A 23,505-nucleotide genomic window follows, 5' to 3' on the forward strand; every position below is an offset into this window, starting at 1 on the left:
GTGAAAATCTGTTTGCTCGATGAATCAGGCGCCGGAGACGGCGCCTTGTCACGTTTAGCGCAGCGCTGGCAGCTGGAGCAGGATGACACCGCGCTGCTGGCGCTGGTGCAGACTGCGACCCACCTTGAACTGCGTAAGCGGGATGAGCCAAAGCTGGGCGGTATTTTTGTTGATTTCGTCACCGGCGCCATGGCCCATCGCCGTCGTTTCGGCGGAGGACGCGGTGAAGCCGTTGCCAAAGCGGTCGGCATCAAAGGCAGTTATCTGCCGGATGTGGTCGATGCGACCGCCGGTCTGGGACGCGATGCGTTTGTGCTGGCGGCGCTGGGCTGCCGGGTACGGATGCTGGAGCGCCATCCGGTGGTGGCAGCACTGCTGGAAGATGGTCTGCAGCGTGGCTATCAGGATGCGGAAATCGGTCCCTGGCTGCGCGAGCGGCTGACGCTGATTCATGCGGCCAGTGCCCAGGCACTGGGTGATATCACGCCACCACCTGACGTCGTTTATCTCGATCCGATGTATCCCCATCGCCAGAAAAGTGCGCTGGTGAAAAAAGAGATGCGGGTCTTTCAGTCGCTGGTGGGGCCGGATGAGGATGCGGATGCGTTACTGGAGCCTGCCCGCCGGCTGGCCAGAAAACGCATTGTGGTAAAACGGCCAGACTATGCGCCGCCGCTGGCGGGTGTGGTGACGCAGGCCGCCGTAGTGACTAAAAGTCATCGCTTTGATATTTATCCTCCGCTCAGCGAATAACGCATGTCAGCGCGAGTGGCTTTTTCGTTTTCTGTTTTTGCTTAAAGAGCATGCCTGATAACGTTTCAGGCATGCTTCAGCCTCTCCTGTTTGCGCAATCGTACAAACAGGGTAAATAAATCAGGCCGATATTGTCGTCAGGAAGCCGGAAAAGGCGCTCAGAAAGCTTTTGGCCACGTTCAGGCCGAGGGCTCTGAAGGTCAGACTCAGTCGCTCTCCGAATGTGGTGCTTTCCTTCAGCGACGTCAGGGTGCTATCCAGTAAGCCCGAAACGTCCGTCAGTGCGCTGTTCACGTCACCCAGAAATTCAGGCAGGCCAGCACCGCTTACCGCCGCAATTTCTTTCTCGTTAATTTCTCTCATTGTTAATGTCCTTATTGATTAAATAGATCGGCTTATCTTTTTCCTGCTCTCTCTGATGTAAACAGATCGGAGAGCAGGCGAAAGATAGCGAATGGGAAAAAGGTTGCCCATAGTAAAATTGTGATAAACAGCGCGCTGCCTGTAATAAAACGATTCGCATTAGCGAATCAATAATTCATTAATGTAACGCCGGTTTTAATATGATGTTCAGATAAGCGAAATGAAGCGGATAAATGCGGGGGCCGGGCCGAACCTGAAAGAGACGGCAGAGAAAAGCCGGCTGACGCCGGCTTTCAGAAAAGGATTTATTCGTCGTCGGCATCGCGCAGCGGCACAATCAGCATATCGATATGCACCGTGTTAATCAGCTGACGGGCCGAAGACATCAGCTTGCTCCAGAAATCCTGATGATGACCGCAGACCACCAGGTCGACGTCATACTTCTTAATGGCATCGACCAGAACCTGACCCAGGTCGCCGCTGCCGCTCAGGGTTTCACTGATCGGATAACCGGCCGCCTCTGATAACCCTTTCAGGGCAGTGTGCGTCTCTTCCGAGATACGCTTCTGCATATCCCCCAGGTTAACGTCGATCAGACCAGTGTAAAGGTCGGAGTAGTTCACGTCGACGTGAATCAGGGAAATGCGGGCATCGTACGGGCGAGCCAGCGAAACGGCCTTATCCACCAGTAACTGACTTTCGGGGGAAAGGTCTACTGCAATCAGGATATGTTTATAAGCCATGATAAAACTCCTTTCGCGAGATTAAGGATGGCATCCGGTGTTCCTGCCGCGTCACAGCTGAGCGAAATCCCTTGCGCGAGCGGGCGATGAGCGCCACCAAAGTGTCTGCCTGCGTTGCAGGTGATGTAGTTATGCCCTGAGTATAGTCTTCTCTCACCGTAAATGCTGTGGTTGCCGTCTGGCTTGTGAATAAGATCAAGGCTGTGCCGGATTTACTCGCGCTGAACGAAAATCATCGTTGGAAAAAACGTAAAGATTTCTCCTACACTGAAAAAAGGCGGTCCGATTCGCAGCCGCTCAGGGGGTCGAAAACTTTCGCAGTCCGGTGATTCAGTGGCTGGTGATGACGGCAGGTTTGCTCAGGGATTTATCGCTGGGTCAGCGACTGCGCCGCCAGTCGGGAGGGGGAGAATATGATCAGCACGGTTGCGCTTTTCTGGGCGCTTTGTGTGGTATGCATCGTGAATATGGCGCGCTATTTTTCATCTCTGCGCGCACTGCTGGCGGTATTACGGGGGTGCGATCCACTGCTCTATCAGTATGTCGACGGCGCGGGCTTTTTTACCTCTCACGGTCAGCCGAGCAAGCAGGTGAGGCTGGTGACCTATATCTGGGCTAAGCGCTATCTCGACCATCATGACGATGAGTTTATCCGGCGCTGCGAGCGGGTGCGGGGGCAGTTTATTCTGACCAGCGCGCTGTGCGGACTGGTCATTATCAGCCTGGTGGCGCTGGCGATCTGGCATTAAAAAAGGGCGACCGGAGTCGCCCTTTTTAGCTGGTATTACACCAGTTGCATTACACCAGTTTTAGCGCAATCCAGTAGAGCGAACCTGACAGCACAATACAGACCGGCAGGGTGAAGACCCACGCCATCGCGATGTTCTTGATGGTCCGGCTCTGCAATCCGCCACCGTCAACCAGCATGGTACCGGCAACGGATGAGGAGAGGATGTGCGTGGTCGAAACCGGCATACCGGTGTAGCTGGCGACGCCAATCGACAGCGCGGCCGTCACCTGAGCTGACATGCCCTGCGCATAGGTCATGCCTTTTTTACCGATTTTTTCACCAATGGTGGTGGCGACACGACGCCAGCCAATCATGGTGCCGGTGCCCAGCGCCAGCGCCACAGCCATAATGATCCAGACCGGCGCATACTCGATGGTGCCGAGCAGGTCGCTTTTCAGCTTACCGAGGAAGCGTTTGTCATCGGGCGTGGTCTCCGGCAGTTTCGCCGCCTTGTCGGCGGTGTCGGAGATGCAGAGCAGCAGACGACGCATCTGACCGCGCTGTTCAACCGTCAGCTGATCGTAGCTCTGCAGGTTATTCAGCAGTCCCTGAGCACGCTGAACCGCCTGCAGCGCGCGGGCGCTGTCACAGTGGAACTCCTGCGGGCTGGTGGCCGGCACTTCTTCCGGGGTCGGCAGCTTTGGCGGTGCCATCTGGATGATATGCGTCAGCGAGGCGCTATGCTGCTGATAATATTGCTCCAGGTGATTGACCGCATCGCGGGTGCGCGTAATGTCGTAACCGGAGGCATTCATGTTGACCACGAATCCCGCCGGAGCCACGCCAATCAGGACCAGCATGATCAGACCAATGCCTTTCTGGCCGTCGTTTGCCCCGTGCGAGTAGCTGACACCGATTGCCGATACAATCAGGGCAATACGGGTCCAGAACGGCGGCTTCTTCTTGCCGTCGATCTTCTCACGGTCAGCAGGCGTCATATGAATACGCGCACGCTTTTTGGTGCTGCTCCAGTAGCGGCGCAGAATAAAGATTAAGCCACCCGCAATCACCAGGCCGATGATCGGCGACAGGATCAGAGAAAGGAAGATATTCAGCACTTTCGGGATGTTGAGGGCATCAACGACCGAGGTACCGCTCATCAGGGCGTTGGTCAGACCGATACCGATAATGGCGCCGATCAGCGTATGGGAGCTGGAGGCCGGCAGACCGAGATACCAGGTGCCGAGGTTCCAGATAATCGCCGCCAGCAGCATAGAAAACACCATGGCGAGACCGTGTGCCGATCCCACATTTAACAGCAGGTCGGTGGGAAGCATATGAACAATAGCGTAAGCGACACTCAATCCACCGAGCAGCACGCCAAGGAAGTTGAATACGCCTGCCATGACCACAGCAAGCTGGGCACGCATGGCACGGGTATAGATGACCGTCGCAACCGCGTTGGCCGTATCGTGGAAACCGTTGATCGCTTCGTAAAACAATACAAACAGCAGGGCAAGAACCAATAACAGACTCGTACTGAGGTCTAGACCAGCAAACAGATGTAGCATAAACGTTACGCCATTTTTGGAGGACATGAACGCGGCGCATTATCCGCGACAACGTGCTGTATGGGAAAGGAAAATATAGCCCTAATTTGACCTTTCGTTGTAAGCCTGACGCGTAAGTCAGCGAAAAAGGGTTAGATATTAAGCAGATACATTATGACACATTTACGGCAATTTTTTGACGCTGGCGTCTCAGTGAGCAGATCACTACAATCTGCGCCTTTCCTGTTATATGAGTGAGCTGCAGTGGAACAGTTTGACGTTATCATCATTGGTGCCGGGGCCGCAGGCCTGTTCTGTGCCGCCCAGGCCGGACAGCGGGGACGCCGCGTATTACTGCTGGATAATGGCAAGAAGCCGGGCCGCAAAATTCTGATGTCTGGCGGCGGGCGCTGCAACTTTACCAATCTCTACACAGAACCGGCGGCTTATCTGTCGCACAATCCCCACTTCTGCAAGTCGGCGCTGGCCAGATATACCCAGTGGGATTTCATCGATCTGGTTAATCGCCACGGCATCGCCTGGCACGAGAAAACCCTGGGCCAGCTCTTCTGCGACGACTCTGCGCAGCAGATTGTCGATCTGCTGATGGCCGAGTGTGACAGGGGCAATGTCACTCTGCGGCTGCGCAGTGAAGTGCTCAGCGTCACGCGCGATGAGCGCGGTTATACGCTGCAACTCAACGGCAGCACGGTGCAGGCTGAAAAGCTGGTGATCGCCAGCGGCGGCCTGTCGATGCCGGGTCTGGGTGCCTCGCCGTTTGGCTACAAAATTGCGGAGCAGTTCGGGCTGAGCGTCTTCCCGACGCGGGCCGCACTGGTGCCCTTTACCCTGCATAAACCGTTGCTGGAGCAGTTGCAGACGCTCTCTGGCGTCGCGCTGGACACCACCATCGATGCCGGGGATGGTACCCGCTTTAAAGAGGCGATGCTCTTCACCCATCGCGGGCTATCCGGCCCGGCGGTGTTGCAGATCTCCAGCTACTGGCAGCCGGGTGAGTTCGTGACGGTCGATCTGTCGCCCGCCACCCCGCTGGCACCGTTTCTGACGGCGCAGCGCGACGCCCATCCTAACCTCAGCCTGAAAAACAGTCTGGCCAAAATCCTGCCGAAACGGCTGGTGGAAGTGCTGCAGGCGCTGAACGTGGTGCCGGATGTCACGCTGAAGCAGCTCAACAGCCGACAGCAAACGGAACTGGCGCAGACCCTGCACGCCTGGCGCATCCAGCCAAACGGCACCGAGGGGTATCGCACCGCCGAAGTGACGCTGGGCGGCGTGGATACCACGCAGCTCTCCTCAAAAACCATGGAGGCGCGCGCGGTGCCGGGACTCTACTTTATTGGTGAAGTGGCGGACGTGACCGGCTGGCTGGGGGGATATAACTTCCAGTGGGCCTGGAGTTCCGCCTGGGCCTGCGCCCAGGCGTTGTAACGCCCGTTTACCAGCGCTGATGCACGTGGGGCGCGATCTTCTCCTGATAGAGCTGCTTCAGCGCCGTCATCGTTTCCGCAGAGAGCGCGTCGACGCCGCTGGCACGCGCATTTGCTTCCGCCTGCTCGCGGTTTTTCGCACCGGGAATGACCACGCTGACATCGTCGTTCATCAGGATCCAGCGCAGCGCGAACAGGGCCATCGTGATGTCGCCCGGAACAAAGCGGCGAATCTCCTCAACTGCCTCCAGCGCCACCTCATAAGGCACGCCGGAAAAGGTCTCTCCTTTATCGAACGCTTCGCCATGACGGTTAAAGGTGCGGTGATCGTCAGCGGCAAATACGCTGTCGGCATGCATTTTGCCGGTCAGCAGGCCTGATGCCAGCGGCACACGGGCGATGATAGCCACATCACGGCTTTTCGCCTCATGCAAAAGCCGTTCAGCCGGACGCTGGCGGAAAATGTTGTAAATCAGCTGAATGGACGCGACGTTGGGAAACTCCAGCGCCTTCAGACCCTCTTCGACTTTCTCAACGGATACGCCGTAGTGACGGATTTTTCCGGCGGCCACCATTTCATCCATCACCGCAAACACCTCCGGGCTGTAATAGACCTCGGTGGGCGGGCAGTGCAGCTGGACCAGATCCAGCGTGTCGGTTTGCAGATTATCCCGCGAGCGGTCAATGAAATCGTTGAGGTTTTTCGCATTGTAGCCTTCAGCCACATGGGGAGAGAGGCGCCGCCCCAGTTTGGTAGCCACGAAAGGGCGTTCGCCGCCGCGCTGTTTCAGCACTTCGGCAATGATTTTTTCGGAGCGGCCATCGCCATAGACGTCGGCGGTATCGATAAAGGTGACGCCCGCATCCAGCGCGGCATGCAGTGCGGCTCTGGCATCCTCCAGGCTGACCTCTCCCCAGGTTCCGCCGATAGCCCAGGCGCCAAAGCCAATTTCAGAGACGCGCTGACCGGTACGGCCCAGTGTTCGTAGTTTCATGCAAACTTTCCTCGATGCGTTTCAGACAGGGTAAGAGTAGGCGGATGACCCTTGAGCTTAGTCTTTCCTGGCCGGGAGAGAGAGCCGCGTCCCCGCAGCTCAATCCAACAGAACAGGAGGCGTCTGCGTCGCCAGGCCGCTGGTAACGTTGAGGTTTTCAGGAAAAAATCGCCGGAAACAACGCCTTACCGCTTCGCTAATTAGCTGATTTTAAGAAATTTCCCCTGAAATTAATTGGGCGAGAGTGTGGATTCAGTCACATACTTCTTTTTTTGACTCACAAGTGGATCGCTATGTTCAGGTTTATTAAGTCGGTCTTTGCCAGTCCCGAGAAATTTCTGCAGATCATGACCCGCCAGGATATCAACGACTCGATTGCCGAAGGTGAACGCATCATCATTGATGAGAACGGCAATATCTCGGTCAACACGCTGAGCGAGGAAGTCCACGAAGATTTTTCCCGCCATGTGAACGCGTTAAAGGGAGTCTGAGGTGGGTACCGCAATATTCATGGTCCTGATGGTGAGTGGTTACTGGTACACCAGCCGCGATCTCAACAGCCGTTTTAAAATCCGCCGCTCATCAGGCTGGGACGTCTATTTCCTGGTCGCGCTGTATGGCTGTATTTTTGTCCTGCAGGGGGTCTTTGCCACCGGCCTTGTCTGGCTGCTGCTGCTGGGCATCTCCGCGCTGGCAAATGCTGTTCAGGTTATACCGGGCGCCCATCTGAAGTGGCAGGTGGAGTTCATGAACTGGAGCTTTCTCGGCATCCAGGCTCCGGTCGTCATTATGCTGGCCTTCGCGATCCTGCTCTGTCTCTACCGCTCCAACTGGGCGGGCAGCGCACGGCTGAACGTTTCAGGCCGTAAAGATCTCTATCAGCGGCTCTCCCGATCTAACGGCGTGGAGCAACTGCTGTTTCAGTGCATGGAAGAGGGTGAACTGGCGTGGATCACGCTGAAGTCCCGCCGCATCTACATCGGCATGGTTCACGCCTCCACGTTCGAATATGAGAGCACCAAAAACATTGTGCTGATTCCGATGCTGAGCGGCTATCGCGACAGCAAGACGCTGAAGCTGGCGGTGGAGCACAACTACAGCAAATGGTATGCTGAGCATGGCATTACGCTCGACTCGACACCGAAAGATGCGATGTCGTTTCGTAAGGTGATCATGGTTGACCAGATTGAAAGCCTGTCACTGTTCGATCCGGCCAGCGCCACGGCGCTCTCAATGGGCCATCCCCAGGAAGTGGAGAAGAGCCAGGGGAACGAGAACGGCGACAGTCCGGATGATAAAAGCCGGGACACGCAGGGATAATCAAAACCCGCTCCTATCCCTTCATCAGGCGCGCTCATCAGGCGCCTGAAACCTGCCTTCATCCCCTCTGCCAGCAGCGAAAAGTTACCTGACGTGCGGTGGCCCGGCGAAAAAGCACGGCGGGACGCGCTCTGCGCCGATTTGTCGTTAAGCTTGTGATGAGACCACTAACGAGGAGTGAATATGGCTCAGCAAAATAAGGTACTGATTATCGGCGCCTCACGCGGTATCGGCCTGGCGGTGGCGCAGGCGTTCGCCGGGCAGGGCTGGCAGGTTACGGCCACCCATCGCAGCGGCATCCCGGTGCAGGGCAACCGGCCCGAAATCCGCTGGCACGCGCTGGATATGACCCAGGCGTCAGCGGTGGAAGAGCTGGCTGGCCAGCTCACCGGTGAGGGGTTCGATGCCATTCTGATTAATGCCGGCATTTCCGGGCCGTCGCACCAGACCCTGTCGCAGAGTGACGATCAGGAACTGGCGCAGCTCTTCCTGACCAATGCCATCGCGCCGGTACGCAGCGCAGAAATATTGCTGCCCCTGCTGAAGCCGAGTGGTGTGCTGGCACTGACCTCCTCCCAGCTCGGCAGCCTGAATGAAAACCCGGATGCGCAGATGCCGATTTATGCTGCCAGCAAAGCGGCACTGAACATGTTAAGCCGCACCCTGACCGCTGCTGTGGACGCGCAGGGCGGAACGCTGCTGACGCTGCACCCCGGCTGGGTAAAAACCGACATGGGGGGCGAAAGCGCGCCCCTGACGGCAGAAGAGAGCGCGGAAGGTATCGTCCGGCAGCTGACCCACTGGCGCGGTCGTGGAGGACATCACTACGTCGATTACGCCGGCCAGTCATTGCAGTGGTAAGCCGCTTCGGGACGGTTACGCCCCGATATCACGCAGCGCTTTGCCCTTCATCAGATTGCGTTCGATGTGCTCCAGCGTCACATGTTTGGTCTCCGGCACCAGCATCATCGTCAGCACGATAAACACCAGATTCAGCGCGCCGTAGAACCAGAAGGTGTTGGCATTCCCCAGCTGATCGAGCAGGGTGAGGAAGGTTGCCCCTACAATCATATTGCCGACCCAGTTGGTGGTCGTGGAGGCGGTAATCCCGAAGTCACGCCCTTTCAGCGGCTGGATCTCGGAACAGAGCAGCCAGACAACCGGACCGGCTGCCATCGCAAAGCCCACGATAAACATCAGCAGCATCGCCACCGCAAAATATTTGCGGAAGTCGGTCTCAACGCCGATGTGCAGCAGCGTGCCCAGCACCCCCATTCCCACGGCCATCACCAGAAAGCTGGTGGTAAGCATGGGTTTGCGGCCCCAGCGATCCACAAAGAAGATGGCAATCAGCGTCGCCAGCATGTTGACCAGCCCGACAATCACCGTGCCCCACATCTGCTCACTGGTGCTGGAGAACCCGGCGATGTTGAAGATTTTAGGGGCGTAATACATCACGACGTTCATGCCGGTAAACTGCTGCATCACCTGCAGCAGCATGCCGAGCCACACCGCGCGGCGGAAATTGCCATTCGAGCGGAACAGTGACCAGCCGCGCTGCTTAACCTGCAGGCTTTCCCGGATCTCCTCCAGCTCCTCACGAGCCTGCTCGCTGCTGTTACGCAGCCGGTCCAGAACCCGCTGCGCCTCATTAAACCGACCGTGTGCCGCCAGCCAGCGCGGGCTGTTGGGCAGAAACAGCACGCCGATAAACAGGATCACCGCCGGAATCGCGATGACCCCGAGCATGCCGCGCCAGTTACCGCTGTAGCTGAAAGCCGTGTCGGAGAGATAGGCCACCACGATGCCGGTGGTCAGCATCAGCTGATACATGGAGATCATTGAGCCGCGAATACGCTCAGGCGCAATTTCGGCCAGATAGAGCGGCGCGGTGTAGGAGGCGATGCCTACCGCCAGGCCCAGAATCACGCGCGCGCAGACCAGCGAGGTCACATCCGGTGAGAAGGCTGACCAGAGCGAGCCAATCACAAACAGCGTCGCGCCTGCCAGCATACTTTTCTTGCGTCCCAGCTTTGATGACATCCAGCCCGCCGCCAGCGCACCCAGCGCCGCGCCAAACATCATCGAACTGACCACCCACTCCTGCTGATGGTTGGTGATCTGCAAATCCTTCGCCAGAAACGGAAGGGCACCGGCGATGACGCCAATATCCAGGCCAAACAGCAGGCCGGACAGCGCAGCCATAAAACAGACGAACCAGGTAAAGCGGTTCTGCGTACTTCCCGATTTTTTTGCCGCGCCCATGCGAGTCTCCTTGCGGTAGTCCAGTGTCAACATTGTTAATGTTATGTAAACATAGTCGACGCCAGTGTGTTGCCGATCACACTTCCGACCACTGTTACCGCTCAGTCAGACAGAGCTGCAAAATAAAGCATGAGATATCAACGGGGTGGCGACGAAGGCAAAACAGGGGCAGGGGCACGATTACACAAAGCCGCGCAGATTTTGCAACTCGTCACTGGCGGCATTACACTGCCGCTTTCCTGCTATTGATTGAAGGTGTTTATGTCTGAACCTTTCCAGCGTCAGCCGCTGCCTCTGCCGGGCGGTCATAATAAAGTCCTGCTGCACTCCTGCTGCGCCCCCTGTTCGGGTGAAGTGATGGAAGCGATGCTGGCATCCGGCATTGATTACACAATCTATTTCTACAACCCGAATATTCATCCGCTCAAAGAGTATGAGCTGCGCAAAGAGGAGAATATTCGTTTTGCTGAAAAATTTGGCGTGCCGTTTGTGGATGCTGACTACGACCGGGACAACTGGTTTGAGCGGGCGCGCGGCCTGGAGTGGTCACCGGAGCGCGGTGAACGCTGCACCATGTGCTTTGATATGCGCTTTGAGCGAACCGCGCTTTATGCCCATGAGAATGGCTTTCCCGTCATGACCAGCTGTCTGGGGATTTCACGCTGGAAGGATATGAAGCAGATTAACAGCTGCGGTGTCCGTGCAGCGGCCGCTTATCCCGATCTGCTCTACTGGGAATTTAACTGGCGTAAAGGTGGCGGGTCGGCGCGCATGATCGAAATCAGCAAGCGCGAAAGTTTCTATCAGCAGGAATATTGCGGCTGTGTCTATTCACTGCGCGATACCAATCGTCATCGCGTTGCTCAGGGACGTGAGCGGATTCAGATTGGTGTGCAGTATTATCAGCCGGATGAGTGATTAACCGGCATCGCGGAAAGTGTCGGCCTGCGCATAACCGCGTGCCGGGCGCGTAACGGGGCGCACCGTGACGGCACAGCGCGGCTGAATCTCCGCGTCGGGCCGCGCGTAGCCGCACAGGGCACAGGGATTCTGCGCGTCTGCCAGCGCTGCGCTGCTCCCATTACTCAGCGGACGCTTGCGGCAGGCGCTCGGCGTGCAGCCCATCATCTGTTTGAATGAGCGGGTAAAGGATTGCTGGCTTTCAAAATGGTATTTCAGCGCCAGGCTGATAATGGGCGTACGGCTGTTTTTTAAATCATGAATACAGGCGTTAAGCTTTTTTCTGCGGATATAGCGCGCCAGCGTTTCATTATGATAGCGGGCAAAGAGTTTCTGCAGATACCATTTGGAATAACCCGCCTTTTCCGAAATATCATCAATACTTAAACGCTGATCGAGATTGTGATTAATCCACTCAGTGATGGAGACAATTACGCTTTCATTATATTTATTGTTTTTCATAGGCACCCCCCGTTTAACGTGCGGGCATTCTGAATTATTTATCTTAATGTGCTTATTCTTTGCGTAAAGATTCTTCAGGATTTGAATCGCAACCTCTCATGAGGTTCATTTAAACGGTGCTTATTAATAAATAAGATGAGATGTAATTAATCTGTTGGGTTTTTTTGGCGGAATAAGGCGGCAACTGGTGCGGATGCAGCGCCAGCCCGGGTGAGTACTTCGCCACCGCACAGCGCATCAATAGATTTTTTTCCGCGACCTGCCAGGCTTACGACTCACCTTTAACCTGGAGAATCCCGGATGGGCCCGACATTTCTGCTGAAGAAACCGCTTGCTGTGCTGCTGACCTCGCTGGCCTTGCTGACCTCTCTCCCCACCCGTGCCGCCACAACCTATGGCGAACAGCTGGAAGGCTTTCACTACCCTTATCCTCTGCACCATTTTGATTTTTTATCGCAGCAGCAGTCGCTCAGCATGGGCTATATGGATGTGAAACCCGTCGCGCGTGCCAACGGGAAAACCGTGGTGCTGATGCACGGAAAAAACTTCTGTGGTGCCACCTGGGAAGAGACCATCCGCGCCCTCAGTCAGCAGGGATACCGCGTTATCGCGCCCGATCAGATTGGCTTCTGCAGCGCCACCAAACCCGCCCGCTATCAGTACAGCTTTCAGCAGCTGGCTGACAATACGCATCAGCTGCTTGCCCGGCTGGGTGTGGAGAAGGCGGTAATTGTGGGTCACTCCACCGGCGGGATGCTGGCGACGCGCTATGCGCTGATGTACCCGCAGCAGACGCAGAAGCTGGTGCTGGTTAATCCGATAGGGCTGGAAGACTGGAAAGCGAAAGGGGCGCCGTGGCGTTCCGTCGATCAGTGGTATCAGCGGGAACTCAGGCTCAGCGCAGAGGGCATTAAGAAGTATGAGCAGCAGACCTACTACGCGGGCCGCTGGAAACCTGAATATGACAAATGGGTCGATATGCTGGCCGGACTCAACAGCGGGCCGGGGCATGAGAAGGTGGCGTGGAACTCCGCCTTAATCTACGACATGATTTTCACGCAGCCGGTGTTTTATGAGTTCGGCGATCTGAAGGTGCCGGCCACGCTGATGATCGGCACGTCTGACACCACGGCTATCGGCAGCGATATCGCTCCGCCGGCGGTGAAAGCCCGGCTGGGCGATTACAGGGTGCTCGGTAAAGCGGTCGCAAAACGCATTCCGGGGGCGCGGCTGATTGAGTTTCCGGGCCTGGGGCACGCGCCGCAAATGGAAGAGCCTGCAAAGTTTAATCAGACCCTGCTCGACGATCTGGCGCGTCCCTGACCTTTCAGCCGCGGCGGCGGCTGAGGTTACACCGCGACACGCTTCTGCTTTTTACGCTGGTACATCCGCTCATCGCTGTCGTGCAGCAGCTGTTCCAGCGACTGCGGCTGCGCCGGATCGAATTCGACGATGCCGGAAGAGAACTGCAGGTGGTAACGACGATTCAGGCTGATCGACTGCTGGCGCAGATAGCAGGCAAACTGCTGTAACAGCGCTTCGCTCTGCTGCTGCGACATGCCATTGAGCAGCACCACAAACTCGTCGCCGCCCAGTCGGGCAAAGAGATCGGAGTGTTTAAACACCACCTTCATCGCGTCGGCAAAGTCCATCAGCGCACGGTCGCCTTCGCGATGGCCCAGCGAGTCGTTGATCTGCTTGAACTTGTCGAGGTCGAGAAACGTCAGTGAGGCTGGCCGGTTTTTCATCCGGCATTCGTTCAGCACCATCTGTCCCAGGGTCATAAAGCCGCGGCGATTGGTTATCTGCGTCAGTTCGTCGCAGGTGGCGGTCTGAAAGGCGATCAGCTCCGCTTCAGCCATCGCGGCCAGGTCACGCATGGTCGCCTGATCCTCTTCATCAAACTGGCGCGGCTCGCGTCCAATGATGCAGAGCGTGCCCAGTTTGGCGCCGCCTGGTGCACGCAGCGAACAGCCGGCATAAAAACGGATGTGTGGATCGCCGGTGACGAGCGGGTTGTCGTGAAAACGCTCATCTTTGTGCGCATCTTCAACAATCATGATCTCATCCTGCAGGATAGCGTGTCCGCAGAAGGAGATATTGCGCGGCGATCCCGGCGGTGCAAAGCCCTGAGCCGATTTAAACCATTGATGGTCAGCTTCCAGCAGGCTGACTAGCGCGATAGGCACGTCAAACAGGCGGCGGGCCAGACGGGTTAAACGATCAAAACGTTCCTCCGCGGTGGTGTTCATGATGTTCAGCGCACGCAGCTGCGATAAACGTTGTGCCTCGTCGGCAGGAATGTCAGGTGCTTTCATCACAGAGACCTTTGTTGGTTTAGCCGAAGCCAGGTTCTGGTGTTTGCCTTTTGGCGGAGAAGAAGAGCGTGACATCGCGATCACGCTCTTTATGAGGAGGGGATCAGAGCACCTTTTGTTCGGCGAGATCAAGAGCGAAATAGCTGAAAATCAGGTCTGCACCGGCACGTTTGATCGCCCCGAGGCTTTCCAGCACCACGTTACGCTCGTCAATGGCACCGGCCGCAGCGGCAAACTTGATCATCGCGTATTCGCCACTCACCTGATAAGCCGCCAGAGGCAGTTCGGTGCGCTCACGGATGTCACGCAGGATATCCAGATAGGCACCTGCCGGTTTCACCATCAGTGAATCTGCGCCCTGAGCCGCGTCGAGCAGTGATTCACGAATCGCTTCACGGCGGTTCATCGGGTTCATCTGATACGTTTTACGGTCGCCTTTCAACGCCGTGCCCGCGGCTTCACGGAACGGGCCGTAGAAGGAGGAGGCAAACTTGGTGGAGTAGGACATGATTGCGGTCTGAGTGAAGCCCGCCGCGTCCAGCGCGCGACGAATCGCCTCAACCTGCCCATCCATCGCCGCCGACGGGGCGATAAAATCGGCTCCGGCTGCGGCAGCAACGACCGCCTGCTTACCCAGGTTTTCCAGGGTGGCATCGTTGTCGACACCGTGATCGCAGAGCACGCCACAGTGACCGTGGCTGGTGTATTCGCAGAAGCAGGTGTCAGACATGACGATCATCTCCGGCACGGTCTCTTTGCAGATGCGCGACATGCGGGCCACCAGACCGTTTTCGTTCCACGCATCGCTGCCGGTGGCATCGGTGTGGTGCGAAATACCAAAGGTCATGACCGAGCGGATACCGGCTTTGGCGATACGCTCAATCTCATAAGCGAGACGTTTTTCCGGAATACGCATCACGCCAGGCATCGCCTGAATCGGTTTGTAGTCGTCGACCTCTTCTTCAACAAAAATGGGCAGAGCCAGATCGTTCAGGCTCAGGGATGACTCCTGGAACATTTCACGCATTGACGCGCTGGCGCGCAATCTTCTTGGGCGCTGGATAAGGGAATAATCAGACATTTTCATTCTTACGCAGGTGAAAAAAGTGACAACAGTTTACTCCCTTTGCCCGCAGGGCATGAAGGATTGTGTGCGGTAGGGAGGGGGAAAAATGCTCTCCCGCCGGGCGGCGGGAGAGCAGAACGATTACTCGTTGATATCCGGATGCTGCTGCACCAGATTTTTACGTTTCGCTTCCAGACGGGCGATCTCTGCGTCGATATCTTCGATTTTATTCTCGATGTTATCGTGATGCTCCTGCAGAATCTCGCGCGCTTCTTCCATATCCGACGCGGCCGGTGTGGCCCCTTTCAGCGGCTTGTTCGCGGTCTCTTTCATGAACAGACCGGTAATCAGACCAATCACGGCCACGACCATCAGATAGTAGGCAGGCATGTAGAGGTTGTCGGTTGACTCAACCAGCCAGGCGGCCAGCGTAGGGGTCAGACCGGCAACCAGTACCGAGATGTTAAAGGCACTGGCCAGCGCACTGTAGCGGATGTGGGTCGGGAACATGGCAGGCAGTGACGAAGCCATCACACCGGTGAAGGAGTTCAGGATCACCGCCATCAGCAGCAGACCACCAAAAATCATGCCCAGCACGCCACTGTTGATCATCATGAAGGCAGGGATCGAGAAGACCATCAGGGCGAGACTGCCGATGATAACAAACGGGCGGCGGCCAAAACGGTCACTCATCATGCCGATCATCGGCTGAACAAACAGCATCCCGATCATGATGGCGATGATGATCATCACACCGTGATCTTCGCTGTAGTGCAGGTTATGCGACAGGTAGCTCGGCATGTATGTCAGCAACATGTAGTAGGTGACGTTTGTGGCGATGACCAGACCGATACAGGAGAGCAGGCTGCGCCAGTGTTTGGTCGCAATCTCTTTGAAGGAGACTTTCGGGCCATCCTGCAGACCTTCGCGGTCACCCTGTTCCAGCTTGTCCACGTGCTGCTGGAATGCCGGGGTCTCTTCCAGCGCATGACGCAGGTAAAGACCGATGATGCCCAGCGGCAGCGCAACGAAGAACGGCAGACGCCAGCCCCACTCAAGGAAGTTCGCTTCCCCGATAATGGAAGAGATCAGCACGACCAGACCCGCACCCAGCACGAAGCCGGCAATGGAGCCAAAGTCGAGCCAGCTTCCCATGAAGCCGCGTTTGCGGTCAGGCGAATATTCGGCCACGAAGATCGAGGCACCGGTATATTCACCACCCACTGAGAAGCCCTGTGCCATCTTCGCTAACAGCAGCAGAATCGGCGCCCAGATGCCGATGGAGGCATAGGAAGGAATCAGGCCGATACAGAAGGTACTGACCGACATGATGATAATGGTGATGGAAAGGATTTTCTGACGACCATATTTGTCGCCCAGCATACCGAAGAACAGACCACCCAGCGGTCGGATCAGGAAGGGCACAGAGAAGGTACCCAGCGCCGCGATCATCTGAACGCCTGGCGACGCATCCGGGAAGAAGACTTTACCCAGCGCATAGGCCACAAAGCCGTAAACGCCGAAGTCAAACCACTCCATCGCGTTACCCAGAGAGGCCGCCGTGATGGCTTTACGTAAACGGGCATCATCAATGATGGTGACATCATTGATCCCAATTGGTTTTACACGCTTCCTACGCAATTTCATAGAATTACCCTGTAATGGAACACGAAAGTTCTCAACGGCGCGAGCCGGATGAATCGTACAGACCGCCACGTTGAGAAATTTAAGCATAGCCGTAAATACGCGCTGTTTTAGCGCCCGTTAACACAATAATTACTGTTGTGATTATTGCGAACAGCGACAGAGTATACCGTTTTTGTGTGATATCTGTCATGTTTGGGCTACATGTAGCCTCTTTTTGCCACTGATAAGGCTATTTATCTCCGCAAAAAAATTATCACTCTGCGTGACAATCGCCGCTTTTTTCAGCACTTGAGCGGCGGTCCTCACGCTTTTCCGGACGGGAGAAATGACGGGCTGGAGGAGGGAGGGAGCGCGAAGGAGATGACCCTGACAAAAGAGATAATCGCGACGGGCCAATCGGCTATCGGCGTTCTGTCGTCAGACGCCGGTAGCCGGTCAGGTCGTAAGGGCCAGGTCCGGCTCCACGGGCTGGTCGCCCTGTTCGGCCAGCCAGGCGATCAGTCCCGCATTGTCCAGCGGGCGCGCGTAATAGTAGCCCTGAATAAAGACCACGCCGCGCTGTTGCAGATAACGGAACTGCAAGGCGGTTTCGACCCCTTCGCCCAGGACTTCCAGCTCCAGCTCATGACTGAGCTGGATAATGGCATCCAGAACGGGTGTTCTGCCCTCAAGCGACTCGATGGTGTTGATAAAGCCCCGATCAATCTTGAGATAATCCAGCGTGAAGGTCTGTAAATAGCTCAGCGAACAGTGACCCGTGCCAAAATCGTCAATCGCGACTTTCATGCCGCAGTGACGCAGGTGTTCCAGTTTGCGTGCCACTGCCGCGCCCTCTTTGATCAGGCTGCGCTCGGTCAGCTCCAGCGTGATCAGGAACTGCTTATCCCTGACCTGTTCAGCGAAGTGCAGCATATCGTCGACAAAGTCAGGATGCTGCAGGTGCTCCGCCGCCACGTTAATTCCCAGGTGGAAATGGGGCTCTACCTGCCAGCTCCGGACATCTTCTGCGACCAACGCCAGCAGATGGCGGGTCAGCGGCACAATCATGCCTTCCGCTTCTGCGGCACCGATAAAAATATCCGGCCGCACGCCGTTGCCGTCCGGGGTTGTCCAGCGCAGCAGCGCCTCAACACCGACGCAGCGCTGCAGCCGGTTGTCATAGACCGGCTGATAGTGCGCCCTGAACTGGCCGCTGGCGATAGCGCGCCGGATCTCATCGCGCCAGGAAATACGTCGCTGCAGCCAGTTCGCCATTATCATCATCAGCAGAATAGAGAAGATTGCCGCCATCGGCATAATGATAAACATCACCTGACGCCAGGCCGAAATCAGCTCCGTGGGCGAGGCTATCAGCGTGACCGTCAGCGGATAGCGCTGGGAGGATGCCTGATAAATCGACGGTTTGAACCAGCTGTCGGCGGCAATTTGCGGATCGCCATAGGAGATGGGCGCACCATCACTGAAATCCATGCTGAAATGGTAGCGATGGGTGCTGCTGATGGCGCGCATAAAATCGATCAGATACTGCCCATCGATCACCGCCCAGAAACTTTCGCCATCAGGCAGGTCGCGCACAAAAATCACGGCGGGACGCGTCGGCACACCGGCGGTACCGGCAATCGACAGGCTCCACCAGGCTTTGCCAGTGACGGGGGCATCACGCAGGATCATCGCTTTCAGCGGGGCAGGACGTGAACCATACACCGATGAACAGGCAATTTTTCCCTGCTCCATTTTACCGATAGCGCGAAAATAGGGATTAAGCGAGCCGATGCGCTGCAGCTGGTTTTCAATCTGGCTGCAGGGCACCTGATCAAACTGGCGCAGCTCGGTAATCATATTCCAGGCGCTGTCGCTCATTCTCTCCGCCTGGGATAGCAGGGTTTCTGCCGCGCTCATCTGCTGCTGATGAACGGTGTGGCGCGCATCCAGTGCGGTAAAAAACAGGCCAATAACCAGAGGCAGCAGGCCGGAGATAATAATCACCAGCCTGGCGTAGTCGCGTTTTCGTTTCAGTAGCGGCACCGCAAAATCCTCTGAATATTATTGGTGTTATCAGGAGGCGCTAATCCGCTGCGCAGAATAACATCTCTCCGGGCGGAGCAGATTAGCGTTTTTGCAATCAATCAGACTGACTCAGGTCAATTATCGAACAGTGCGTGTCATTTATGTGACGTTTGTTTTGTCTTTATTGCGATTAAGCGACACAAATTCAGCAGGCAGGACGCGGGGGATAACGGGCGATGCGCAGCGGTGGGCGAAAGGCCCTGCGCCGTCACGGGACGGTCGCAGGGCGGGCGCGTGAATGAAGAATTAATCAGTAAAAAAGATCTGCTTCAGCGCCACTTCCACCCCGCGCAGTTCAGCCAGTCCTTTCAGGCGGCCAATGGCGGAATAGCCGGGGTTGGTGCGTTTATGCAGGTCATCCAGCATCTGATGGCCGTGGTCAGGGCGCATAGGAATGGCCCGCAGGTTGCCTGCCCGACGACGGCGCTGCTCTTCGGCCAGAATGACCCTGATCACCCCCACCATATCGACATCCCCCGCCAGATGCGCCGCCTCATGGAAACTGGCGGGATTCTCTTCACGCTTCGTGGCGCGCAGATGGACAAAGTTGATGCGGTCGGCATAGGTTTCCGCCATCTCAACCAGCGCATTGTCGGCCCGCACGCCGTAGGAGCCGGTGCAGAAACAGAATCCGTTGTGCAGGCTGTCGACGGTTTCCTTCAGCCACTGCATATCTTCCTGCGTGGAGATAATGCGCGGCAGGCCCAGGATAGGACGCGGTGGATCGTCCGGGTGCACCGCCAGTTTTACGCCAGCCTCTTGCGCCACCGGCACGATGGCGCGCAGGAAGGTCGCCATATGTTCACGCAGTTTTGCTTTGTCGATGCCGTCATACTGCGCCAGCTGCGCCTGAAACTGCTCCAGTGTGTACCCCTCTTCGGCGCCGGGCAGGCCCGCGATGATATTGCGCACCAGCGTGTTTTTCTCTTCCTCGCTCATCGCGGCAAAGCGCGCTCTGGCCGCCTGCTGCTCGGCCGCGCTGTAGTCCTGCTCTGCACCCGGACGTTTTAACAGGCAGAGTTCAAACGCGGCGAACGCGTCGGCATCGAAGCGCAGCGCCTTAGCGCCATCGGGCAGCGTCCAGGCGAGGTCGGTCCGCGTCCAGTCCAGCACCGGCATGAAGTTATAGCAGACGGTATCAATGCCGCAGGCGGCCAGATTGCGGATCGACTGCTGATAATTGGCGATATAGCGCAGGTAGTCGCCGCGCTGGGTTTTAATCGCCTCATGAACCGGAATGCTCTCCACGACTGACCAGACCAGCCCTTTTTCCGCCAGCAGGGCCTGCCGGGCTTTGATCTCCTCAACCGGCCAGATCTCGCCGTTGGGAATGTGATGCAGTGCGGTAACGATGCCGGTCGCGCCTGCCTGACGCGCATCATCCAGTGAAACCGGATCGTTCGGGCCGTACCATCGCCAGGTATGTTCCATGTTTGCTCCTTAACTGTGATGTGGCCCAGTGGTCAGGCCGCTGGACCAAGAGTATGATAGTGTGCAAAACAAGGCCGTGATCCGGATCGCAGCATCATAAACTGCATCGGCCAGCGGGCCGATTGAGCAGGACAGGAGGAGAGGACAATGACCTTGGCAGCCATTAAAACGGAGCGGCTCTACCGTCAGATAGCCAACGCCATCATGGCCGGTATCACGCGCGGTGACTTTGTCGCTGGCGGGCTGCTACCGCCGGAGCGCGAGCTGGCAAAACAGCTGGGCGTCAGCCGATCATCCGTGCGTGAAGCGCTGATTGCGCTGGAGATGACCGGCTGGGTCGATATCCGCACCGGCACCGGGGTGTTTGTCGCCCAGCCGCTGCCGCAGGCCGGGGACACGCAGGAGAGTGAGGCCTGCAGTCTGCAGGATCTGTTGCAGGCCCGTGAAGCCTTCGAGGGGATGCTGGCGGGCTTTGCCGCCCGAAACGGCACGCCGGCACAGCGGGCGGCCCTGCTGGCGCTGGCCGCTGAGCTGCAGCAGCATCAGGAAAACGATGCCGCCTTTCTGGCTAAGGACAAACGCTTCCACCTGCTGATCAGCGAGATGAGTGGCAATGATGTGCTGCGCGACCTGCTGGAACAGCTCTGGAACAAGCGCCACAGCCCCCATGTCGAGCGGCTGGAGCGCCATTTTGCTGATAACAGCTTTGCGCTGGAGATGAACGCTGACCATCAGCAGATTGCCAGCGCGATCGTGGCGGGGGATGAGGCGGCTGCCCGTCAGGCCATGGAGAACCATCTGCGGCACGTCCAGCAGCGCTTACTTGGTTAAGCCCCGCACCCGTTTAGGTCGTCCGGTGCCCAGCAGAATGGCCAGACGGCTGCCGCCGGGCGTGGTTTCCATCAGGATTTTCGTGATGCTGGTAAGCGGCACCGACAGCAGCATGCCAACCGGGCCCAGCAGCCAGCCCCAGAAGACCAGGGAGAGGAACACCACCAGCGTCGACAGGCCCAGACCCCGGCCCATCAGGCGCGGTTCCAGCATATTGCCAAACACCATATGAATGGCCGTAAACAGGGCGGCCACCATCGCAGCATCAAACAGGCTGTTTAGCAGCAGCGCCTGCAGAAAGGGCGGGATACCGGCAATGATCGGGCCGATGTTGGGAATGAAATTGAGGATAAACGCTACCACACCCCACAGCAGCGCGAACTTCACATCCAGCAGAAAGAGCGTCAGCCAGACTGCCACGCCGGTGATCAGGCTCACCAGGGTTTTCAGGGCCAGATAGTGGGTCACCCCTTTCAGCGCTTTGTGCAGCCCGGCGATGCGAATCTTAGGATTCACCAGCGCGTTACGCATTTTGTAGGGCAGGTGATGAACCTCAAACAGCATAAAGACGACCGTCAGCACCAGCAGCACGGTGTTAGTCATCGCGCCGGAAAAGCCGCTCAGCGCCACTGTGGCCAGATTCATCATGGTGTTAGGGTCGAAATGTTTGATCAGAACGTCGGTTGAGATGTTGAGATGAAAGCCCGCGGCCAGATGCTGCAGCACCGTCATTTTCTGCTCCATGGTGGCGCGCAGCTGTGGGTAGAGATCGGAAAACTCACTCATTGAGCTGGCGATGATGGCGCCCAGCAGCACCATGACGCAGAAGATCACCGTGATCACCAGCCCGATCGCCAGCCCGCGGCGGAAGCCACGCCGCATCAGCATCGTCACCAGCGGGTTGAGTACAATGGCAAAGAAAGCCGCCAGCAGCAGCGGGACCAGAATGTCGGACGCCGCCCGTACCCCGGCGAGGATAATGACCAGCATTGCCAGTTTGATCAGAATATTTTGTCCGATCTTTTCCCGTTGCAGCTCGCTCATTCCCTCTCCCGTGACGTAAATTGGCTGTTGACAGTGTAGCTGAAAGAAAATTAACAATCTGATTTATCAGAGAAACGGTAAAGCGCGGCGGCAGAAGGGGGGGTTAATCAGCGCCACCACACTCCACTTTCGCGGCAGGGTTTTTGTCCGGCACGCTGCATCCGGTTGATGGCGCAGCGCCGATACGTCAGCGGTGAAAGCAGGTATAGTCGACGGATAAACCTTATCATTCAGTCTAATACGAGCGGGATCTCTCATGCCTGAACAGCCCACAGTGGAACCGGCCACCCCAACCGGCAACTTCCGTCTCACGCTGCTGATCCTCTCTATTGTGGCCTATAACTTTGCCAGCTATCTCACTATCGGTCTGCCGCTGGCGGTGCTGCCGGGATGGGTACATGACCAGCTGGGATTCAGCGCCTTCTGGGCGGGTGTGGTGATCAGCCTGCAGTATGTGGCGACGCTGCTGAGCCGCCCCCACGCCGGGCGTTATGCCGACCTCTGGGGACCTAAGAAGGTCGTGGTGATCGGGCTGGTGGGCTGCCTGATCAGCGGTCTCTGTATTCTGCTGGCGGCGCTGAGCGACTCGCCGATGACAAGCCTGACGCTGCTCTGTGCGGGACGGGTGATTCTGGGTCTGGGCCAGAGCTTTACCGGCACCGGCACCTCGTTGTGGGGCGTTGCGCGGGTCGGTTCGCTGCATATTGGCCGGGTCATCTCCTGGAATGGCATCGTCACCTATGGCGCGATGGCGATTGGCGCGCCGCTCGGCGTGGTGATCTTCCGGGCGGGTGGTCTGCTCTGGCTGTCGCTGGTCATTGTCGCTATCTGCGTGGCGGGCATTGTCTGCGCCGTACCGCGTCCGGCCGTCAAAGCCAGCCGGGCCAGGCCGCTGCCGTTTCGTGCGGTGCTGGGAAAAATTGCCGGCTTTGGCGCGATACTGGCGATGGGCTCGGCGGGGTTCGGGGTTATCGCCACCTTTATTACGCTGTTCTATCAGGATAAAGGCTGGGAGGGTGCCGCCTTTGCCCTCTCCCTGTTCAGTGCCGCCTTTGTTGGCACGCGCCTGCTGTTTCCGAATGCCATTAACCGCCACGGCGGCCTGCGCGTTGCCAGCCTCTGCCTGGCGGCGGAAGCTGCCGGACTCTTTCTGGTTGCAGCGGCGGGCGACCCCTGGATGGCAAAAGCGGGCGCGTTTCTGACCGGCGCCGGTTTTTCGCTGGTCTTCCCGGCGCTGGGGGTTGTGGCGGTGAAGGTGGTGCCGCAGCAGAATCAGGGCAGTGCGCTGGCGACTTACACCGCGTTTATGGATCTGTCGCTGGGCATTACCGGGCCGATCGCCGGATTTATCATGAACTATGCAGGCGTGTCGCAGGTGTATCTGCTCACGGCGCTGCTGGTCTGCGTTGCCTTTGTCTGCACGCTGCGCCTGCAACGGCGTCAGGCGCTGTCACCGGCAGCCGACGAGACTGCGCCGTAAAACGCGCCCGGGCGGGCCATGTTTTCAGCGCC

Annotated in this window: 22 protein-coding genes; 10 read left to right on the forward strand and 12 right to left on the reverse strand. The window is 57.4% G+C overall.

What is annotated here, in order from left to right; all coding sequences use genetic code 11:
* Window positions 1-753: a 16S rRNA (guanine(1516)-N(2))-methyltransferase RsmJ gene (rsmJ, locus tag F3I47_RS17770; protein WP_046100774.1), complete on the forward strand. Its 753-nt coding sequence runs from the start codon at window positions 1-3 to the stop codon at window positions 751-753.
* 120 nt (window positions 754-873) lie between these two features.
* On the opposite strand, the gene F3I47_RS17775 is transcribed toward rsmJ, so the two are convergent.
* Window positions 874-1,116: a hypothetical protein gene (locus F3I47_RS17775; RefSeq protein ID WP_140029787.1), complete on the reverse strand. Its 243-nt coding sequence runs from the start codon at window positions 1,114-1,116 to the stop codon at window positions 874-876.
* 305 nt (window positions 1,117-1,421) lie between these two features.
* Window positions 1,422-1,859 carry a universal stress protein UspA gene (gene uspA / locus F3I47_RS17780; RefSeq protein WP_009087866.1) on the reverse strand — a complete coding sequence of 146 codons (438 nt, stop codon included), beginning with the start codon at window positions 1,857-1,859 and terminating at the stop codon, window positions 1,422-1,424.
* Window positions 1,860-2,272: 413 nt separating this feature from the next.
* On the opposite strand from uspA, the gene uspB reads away from it, so the two are divergent.
* The gene (gene uspB / locus F3I47_RS17785; protein ID WP_009087864.1) at window positions 2,273-2,608 is read left to right on the forward strand and encodes a universal stress protein UspB; all 336 of its coding nucleotides are present in this window, start codon (window positions 2,273-2,275) and stop codon (window positions 2,606-2,608) included.
* A 49-nt stretch (window positions 2,609-2,657) separates the two neighbouring features.
* Here the strand turns inward: uspB and pitA are convergent, their stop codons facing one another.
* Entirely contained in the window at window positions 2,658-4,160 is a 1,503-nt protein-coding gene (gene pitA / locus F3I47_RS17790) for an inorganic phosphate transporter PitA (RefSeq protein WP_146239924.1), read from the reverse strand.
* A gap of 243 nt (window positions 4,161-4,403) precedes the next feature.
* On the opposite strand from pitA, the gene F3I47_RS17795 reads away from it, so the two are divergent.
* Complete coding sequence (locus F3I47_RS17795; RefSeq protein ID WP_150030120.1) at window positions 4,404-5,588, forward strand: NAD(P)/FAD-dependent oxidoreductase; 1,185 nt, start codon at window positions 4,404-4,406, stop codon at window positions 5,586-5,588.
* Window positions 5,589-5,595: 7 nt separating this feature from the next.
* Here F3I47_RS17795 and F3I47_RS17800 read toward each other — a convergent pair whose 3' ends face one another.
* Window positions 5,596-6,582 carry an aldo/keto reductase gene (locus F3I47_RS17800; RefSeq protein ID WP_111207847.1) on the reverse strand — a complete coding sequence of 329 codons (987 nt, stop codon included), beginning with the start codon at window positions 6,580-6,582 and terminating at the stop codon, window positions 5,596-5,598.
* 293 nt (window positions 6,583-6,875) lie between these two features.
* On the opposite strand from F3I47_RS17800, the gene F3I47_RS17805 reads away from it, so the two are divergent.
* From F3I47_RS17805 to F3I47_RS17815, 3 genes are all read left to right on the forward strand, one after another.
* Window positions 6,876-7,073: a hypothetical protein gene (locus F3I47_RS17805; RefSeq protein WP_033736089.1), complete on the forward strand. Its 198-nt coding sequence runs from the start codon at window positions 6,876-6,878 to the stop codon at window positions 7,071-7,073.
* Between the two features lies 1 nt (window position 7,074).
* A complete protein-coding gene (locus F3I47_RS17810) occupies window positions 7,075-7,902 on the forward strand; it encodes a hypothetical protein (RefSeq protein WP_033736088.1) in 828 nt (275 codons plus the stop codon).
* A 183-nt stretch (window positions 7,903-8,085) separates the two neighbouring features.
* Window positions 8,086-8,763: an SDR family oxidoreductase gene (locus tag F3I47_RS17815; protein ID WP_150030119.1), complete on the forward strand. Its 678-nt coding sequence runs from the start codon at window positions 8,086-8,088 to the stop codon at window positions 8,761-8,763.
* Window positions 8,764-8,778: 15 nt separating this feature from the next.
* On the opposite strand, the gene F3I47_RS17820 is transcribed toward F3I47_RS17815, so the two are convergent.
* Window positions 8,779-10,167, reverse strand: a complete 1,389-nt coding sequence (locus tag F3I47_RS17820; RefSeq protein WP_046100768.1) for a sugar porter family MFS transporter — start codon at window positions 10,165-10,167, stop codon at window positions 8,779-8,781.
* Window positions 10,168-10,428: 261 nt separating this feature from the next.
* Between F3I47_RS17820 and F3I47_RS17825 the strand changes: the two genes are divergently transcribed.
* Window positions 10,429-11,085: an epoxyqueuosine reductase QueH gene (locus F3I47_RS17825; RefSeq protein WP_009087852.1), complete on the forward strand. Its 657-nt coding sequence runs from the start codon at window positions 10,429-10,431 to the stop codon at window positions 11,083-11,085.
* Here F3I47_RS17825 and F3I47_RS17830 read toward each other — a convergent pair whose 3' ends face one another.
* Window positions 11,086-11,589 carry a helix-turn-helix domain-containing protein gene (locus tag F3I47_RS17830; protein ID WP_150030118.1) on the reverse strand — a complete coding sequence of 168 codons (504 nt, stop codon included), beginning with the start codon at window positions 11,587-11,589 and terminating at the stop codon, window positions 11,086-11,088.
* Between the two features lie 300 nt (window positions 11,590-11,889).
* On the opposite strand from F3I47_RS17830, the gene F3I47_RS17835 reads away from it, so the two are divergent.
* The gene (locus F3I47_RS17835; RefSeq protein WP_150030117.1) at window positions 11,890-12,912 is read left to right on the forward strand and encodes an alpha/beta fold hydrolase; all 1,023 of its coding nucleotides are present in this window, start codon (window positions 11,890-11,892) and stop codon (window positions 12,910-12,912) included.
* A 26-nt stretch (window positions 12,913-12,938) separates the two neighbouring features.
* Here the strand turns inward: F3I47_RS17835 and F3I47_RS17840 are convergent, their stop codons facing one another.
* The 5 genes from F3I47_RS17840 to uxuA form a co-directional block, all read right to left on the reverse strand.
* Complete coding sequence (locus F3I47_RS17840) at window positions 12,939-13,907, reverse strand: diguanylate cyclase (protein ID WP_150030116.1); 969 nt, start codon at window positions 13,905-13,907, stop codon at window positions 12,939-12,941.
* A gap of 103 nt (window positions 13,908-14,010) precedes the next feature.
* Complete coding sequence (gene hemB, locus F3I47_RS17845) at window positions 14,011-14,988, reverse strand: porphobilinogen synthase (RefSeq protein ID WP_009087843.1); 978 nt, start codon at window positions 14,986-14,988, stop codon at window positions 14,011-14,013.
* Window positions 14,989-15,114: 126 nt separating this feature from the next.
* Window positions 15,115-16,620, reverse strand: a complete 1,506-nt coding sequence (gene proP / locus F3I47_RS17850; protein WP_009087842.1) for a glycine betaine/L-proline transporter ProP — start codon at window positions 16,618-16,620, stop codon at window positions 15,115-15,117.
* A 435-nt stretch (window positions 16,621-17,055) separates the two neighbouring features.
* The gene (locus F3I47_RS17855) at window positions 17,056-18,645 is read right to left on the reverse strand and encodes an EAL domain-containing protein (protein ID WP_140925620.1); all 1,590 of its coding nucleotides are present in this window, start codon (window positions 18,643-18,645) and stop codon (window positions 17,056-17,058) included.
* Window positions 18,646-18,933: 288 nt separating this feature from the next.
* Window positions 18,934-20,118, reverse strand: a complete 1,185-nt coding sequence (uxuA, locus tag F3I47_RS17860) for a mannonate dehydratase (protein WP_150030115.1) — start codon at window positions 20,116-20,118, stop codon at window positions 18,934-18,936.
* A gap of 147 nt (window positions 20,119-20,265) precedes the next feature.
* Here uxuA and F3I47_RS17865 point away from each other — a divergent pair, with 147 nt between their 5' ends.
* Window positions 20,266-20,949 (forward strand): FadR/GntR family transcriptional regulator, encoded by a 684-nt coding sequence (locus tag F3I47_RS17865; protein ID WP_058956954.1) that lies wholly within the window; start codon window positions 20,266-20,268, stop codon window positions 20,947-20,949.
* Here the strand turns inward: F3I47_RS17865 and F3I47_RS17870 are convergent.
* Window positions 20,938-21,993, reverse strand: coding sequence for an AI-2E family transporter (locus F3I47_RS17870; RefSeq protein ID WP_009087834.1), 1,056 nt, complete (start codon window positions 21,991-21,993; stop codon window positions 20,938-20,940). The two genes, F3I47_RS17865 and F3I47_RS17870, sit on opposite strands and share 12 nt — an antisense overlap.
* A gap of 256 nt (window positions 21,994-22,249) precedes the next feature.
* On the opposite strand from F3I47_RS17870, the gene F3I47_RS17875 reads away from it, so the two are divergent.
* Entirely contained in the window at window positions 22,250-23,473 is a 1,224-nt protein-coding gene (locus F3I47_RS17875; protein ID WP_046100760.1) for an MFS transporter, read from the forward strand.
* Window positions 23,474-23,505: the final 32 nt, after the last annotated feature.

It is taken from the genome of Pantoea sp. M_10 (assembly GCF_008631515.1).
In the GTDB taxonomy this organism is placed as follows: domain Bacteria; phylum Pseudomonadota; class Gammaproteobacteria; order Enterobacterales; family Enterobacteriaceae; genus Pantoea; species Pantoea anthophila.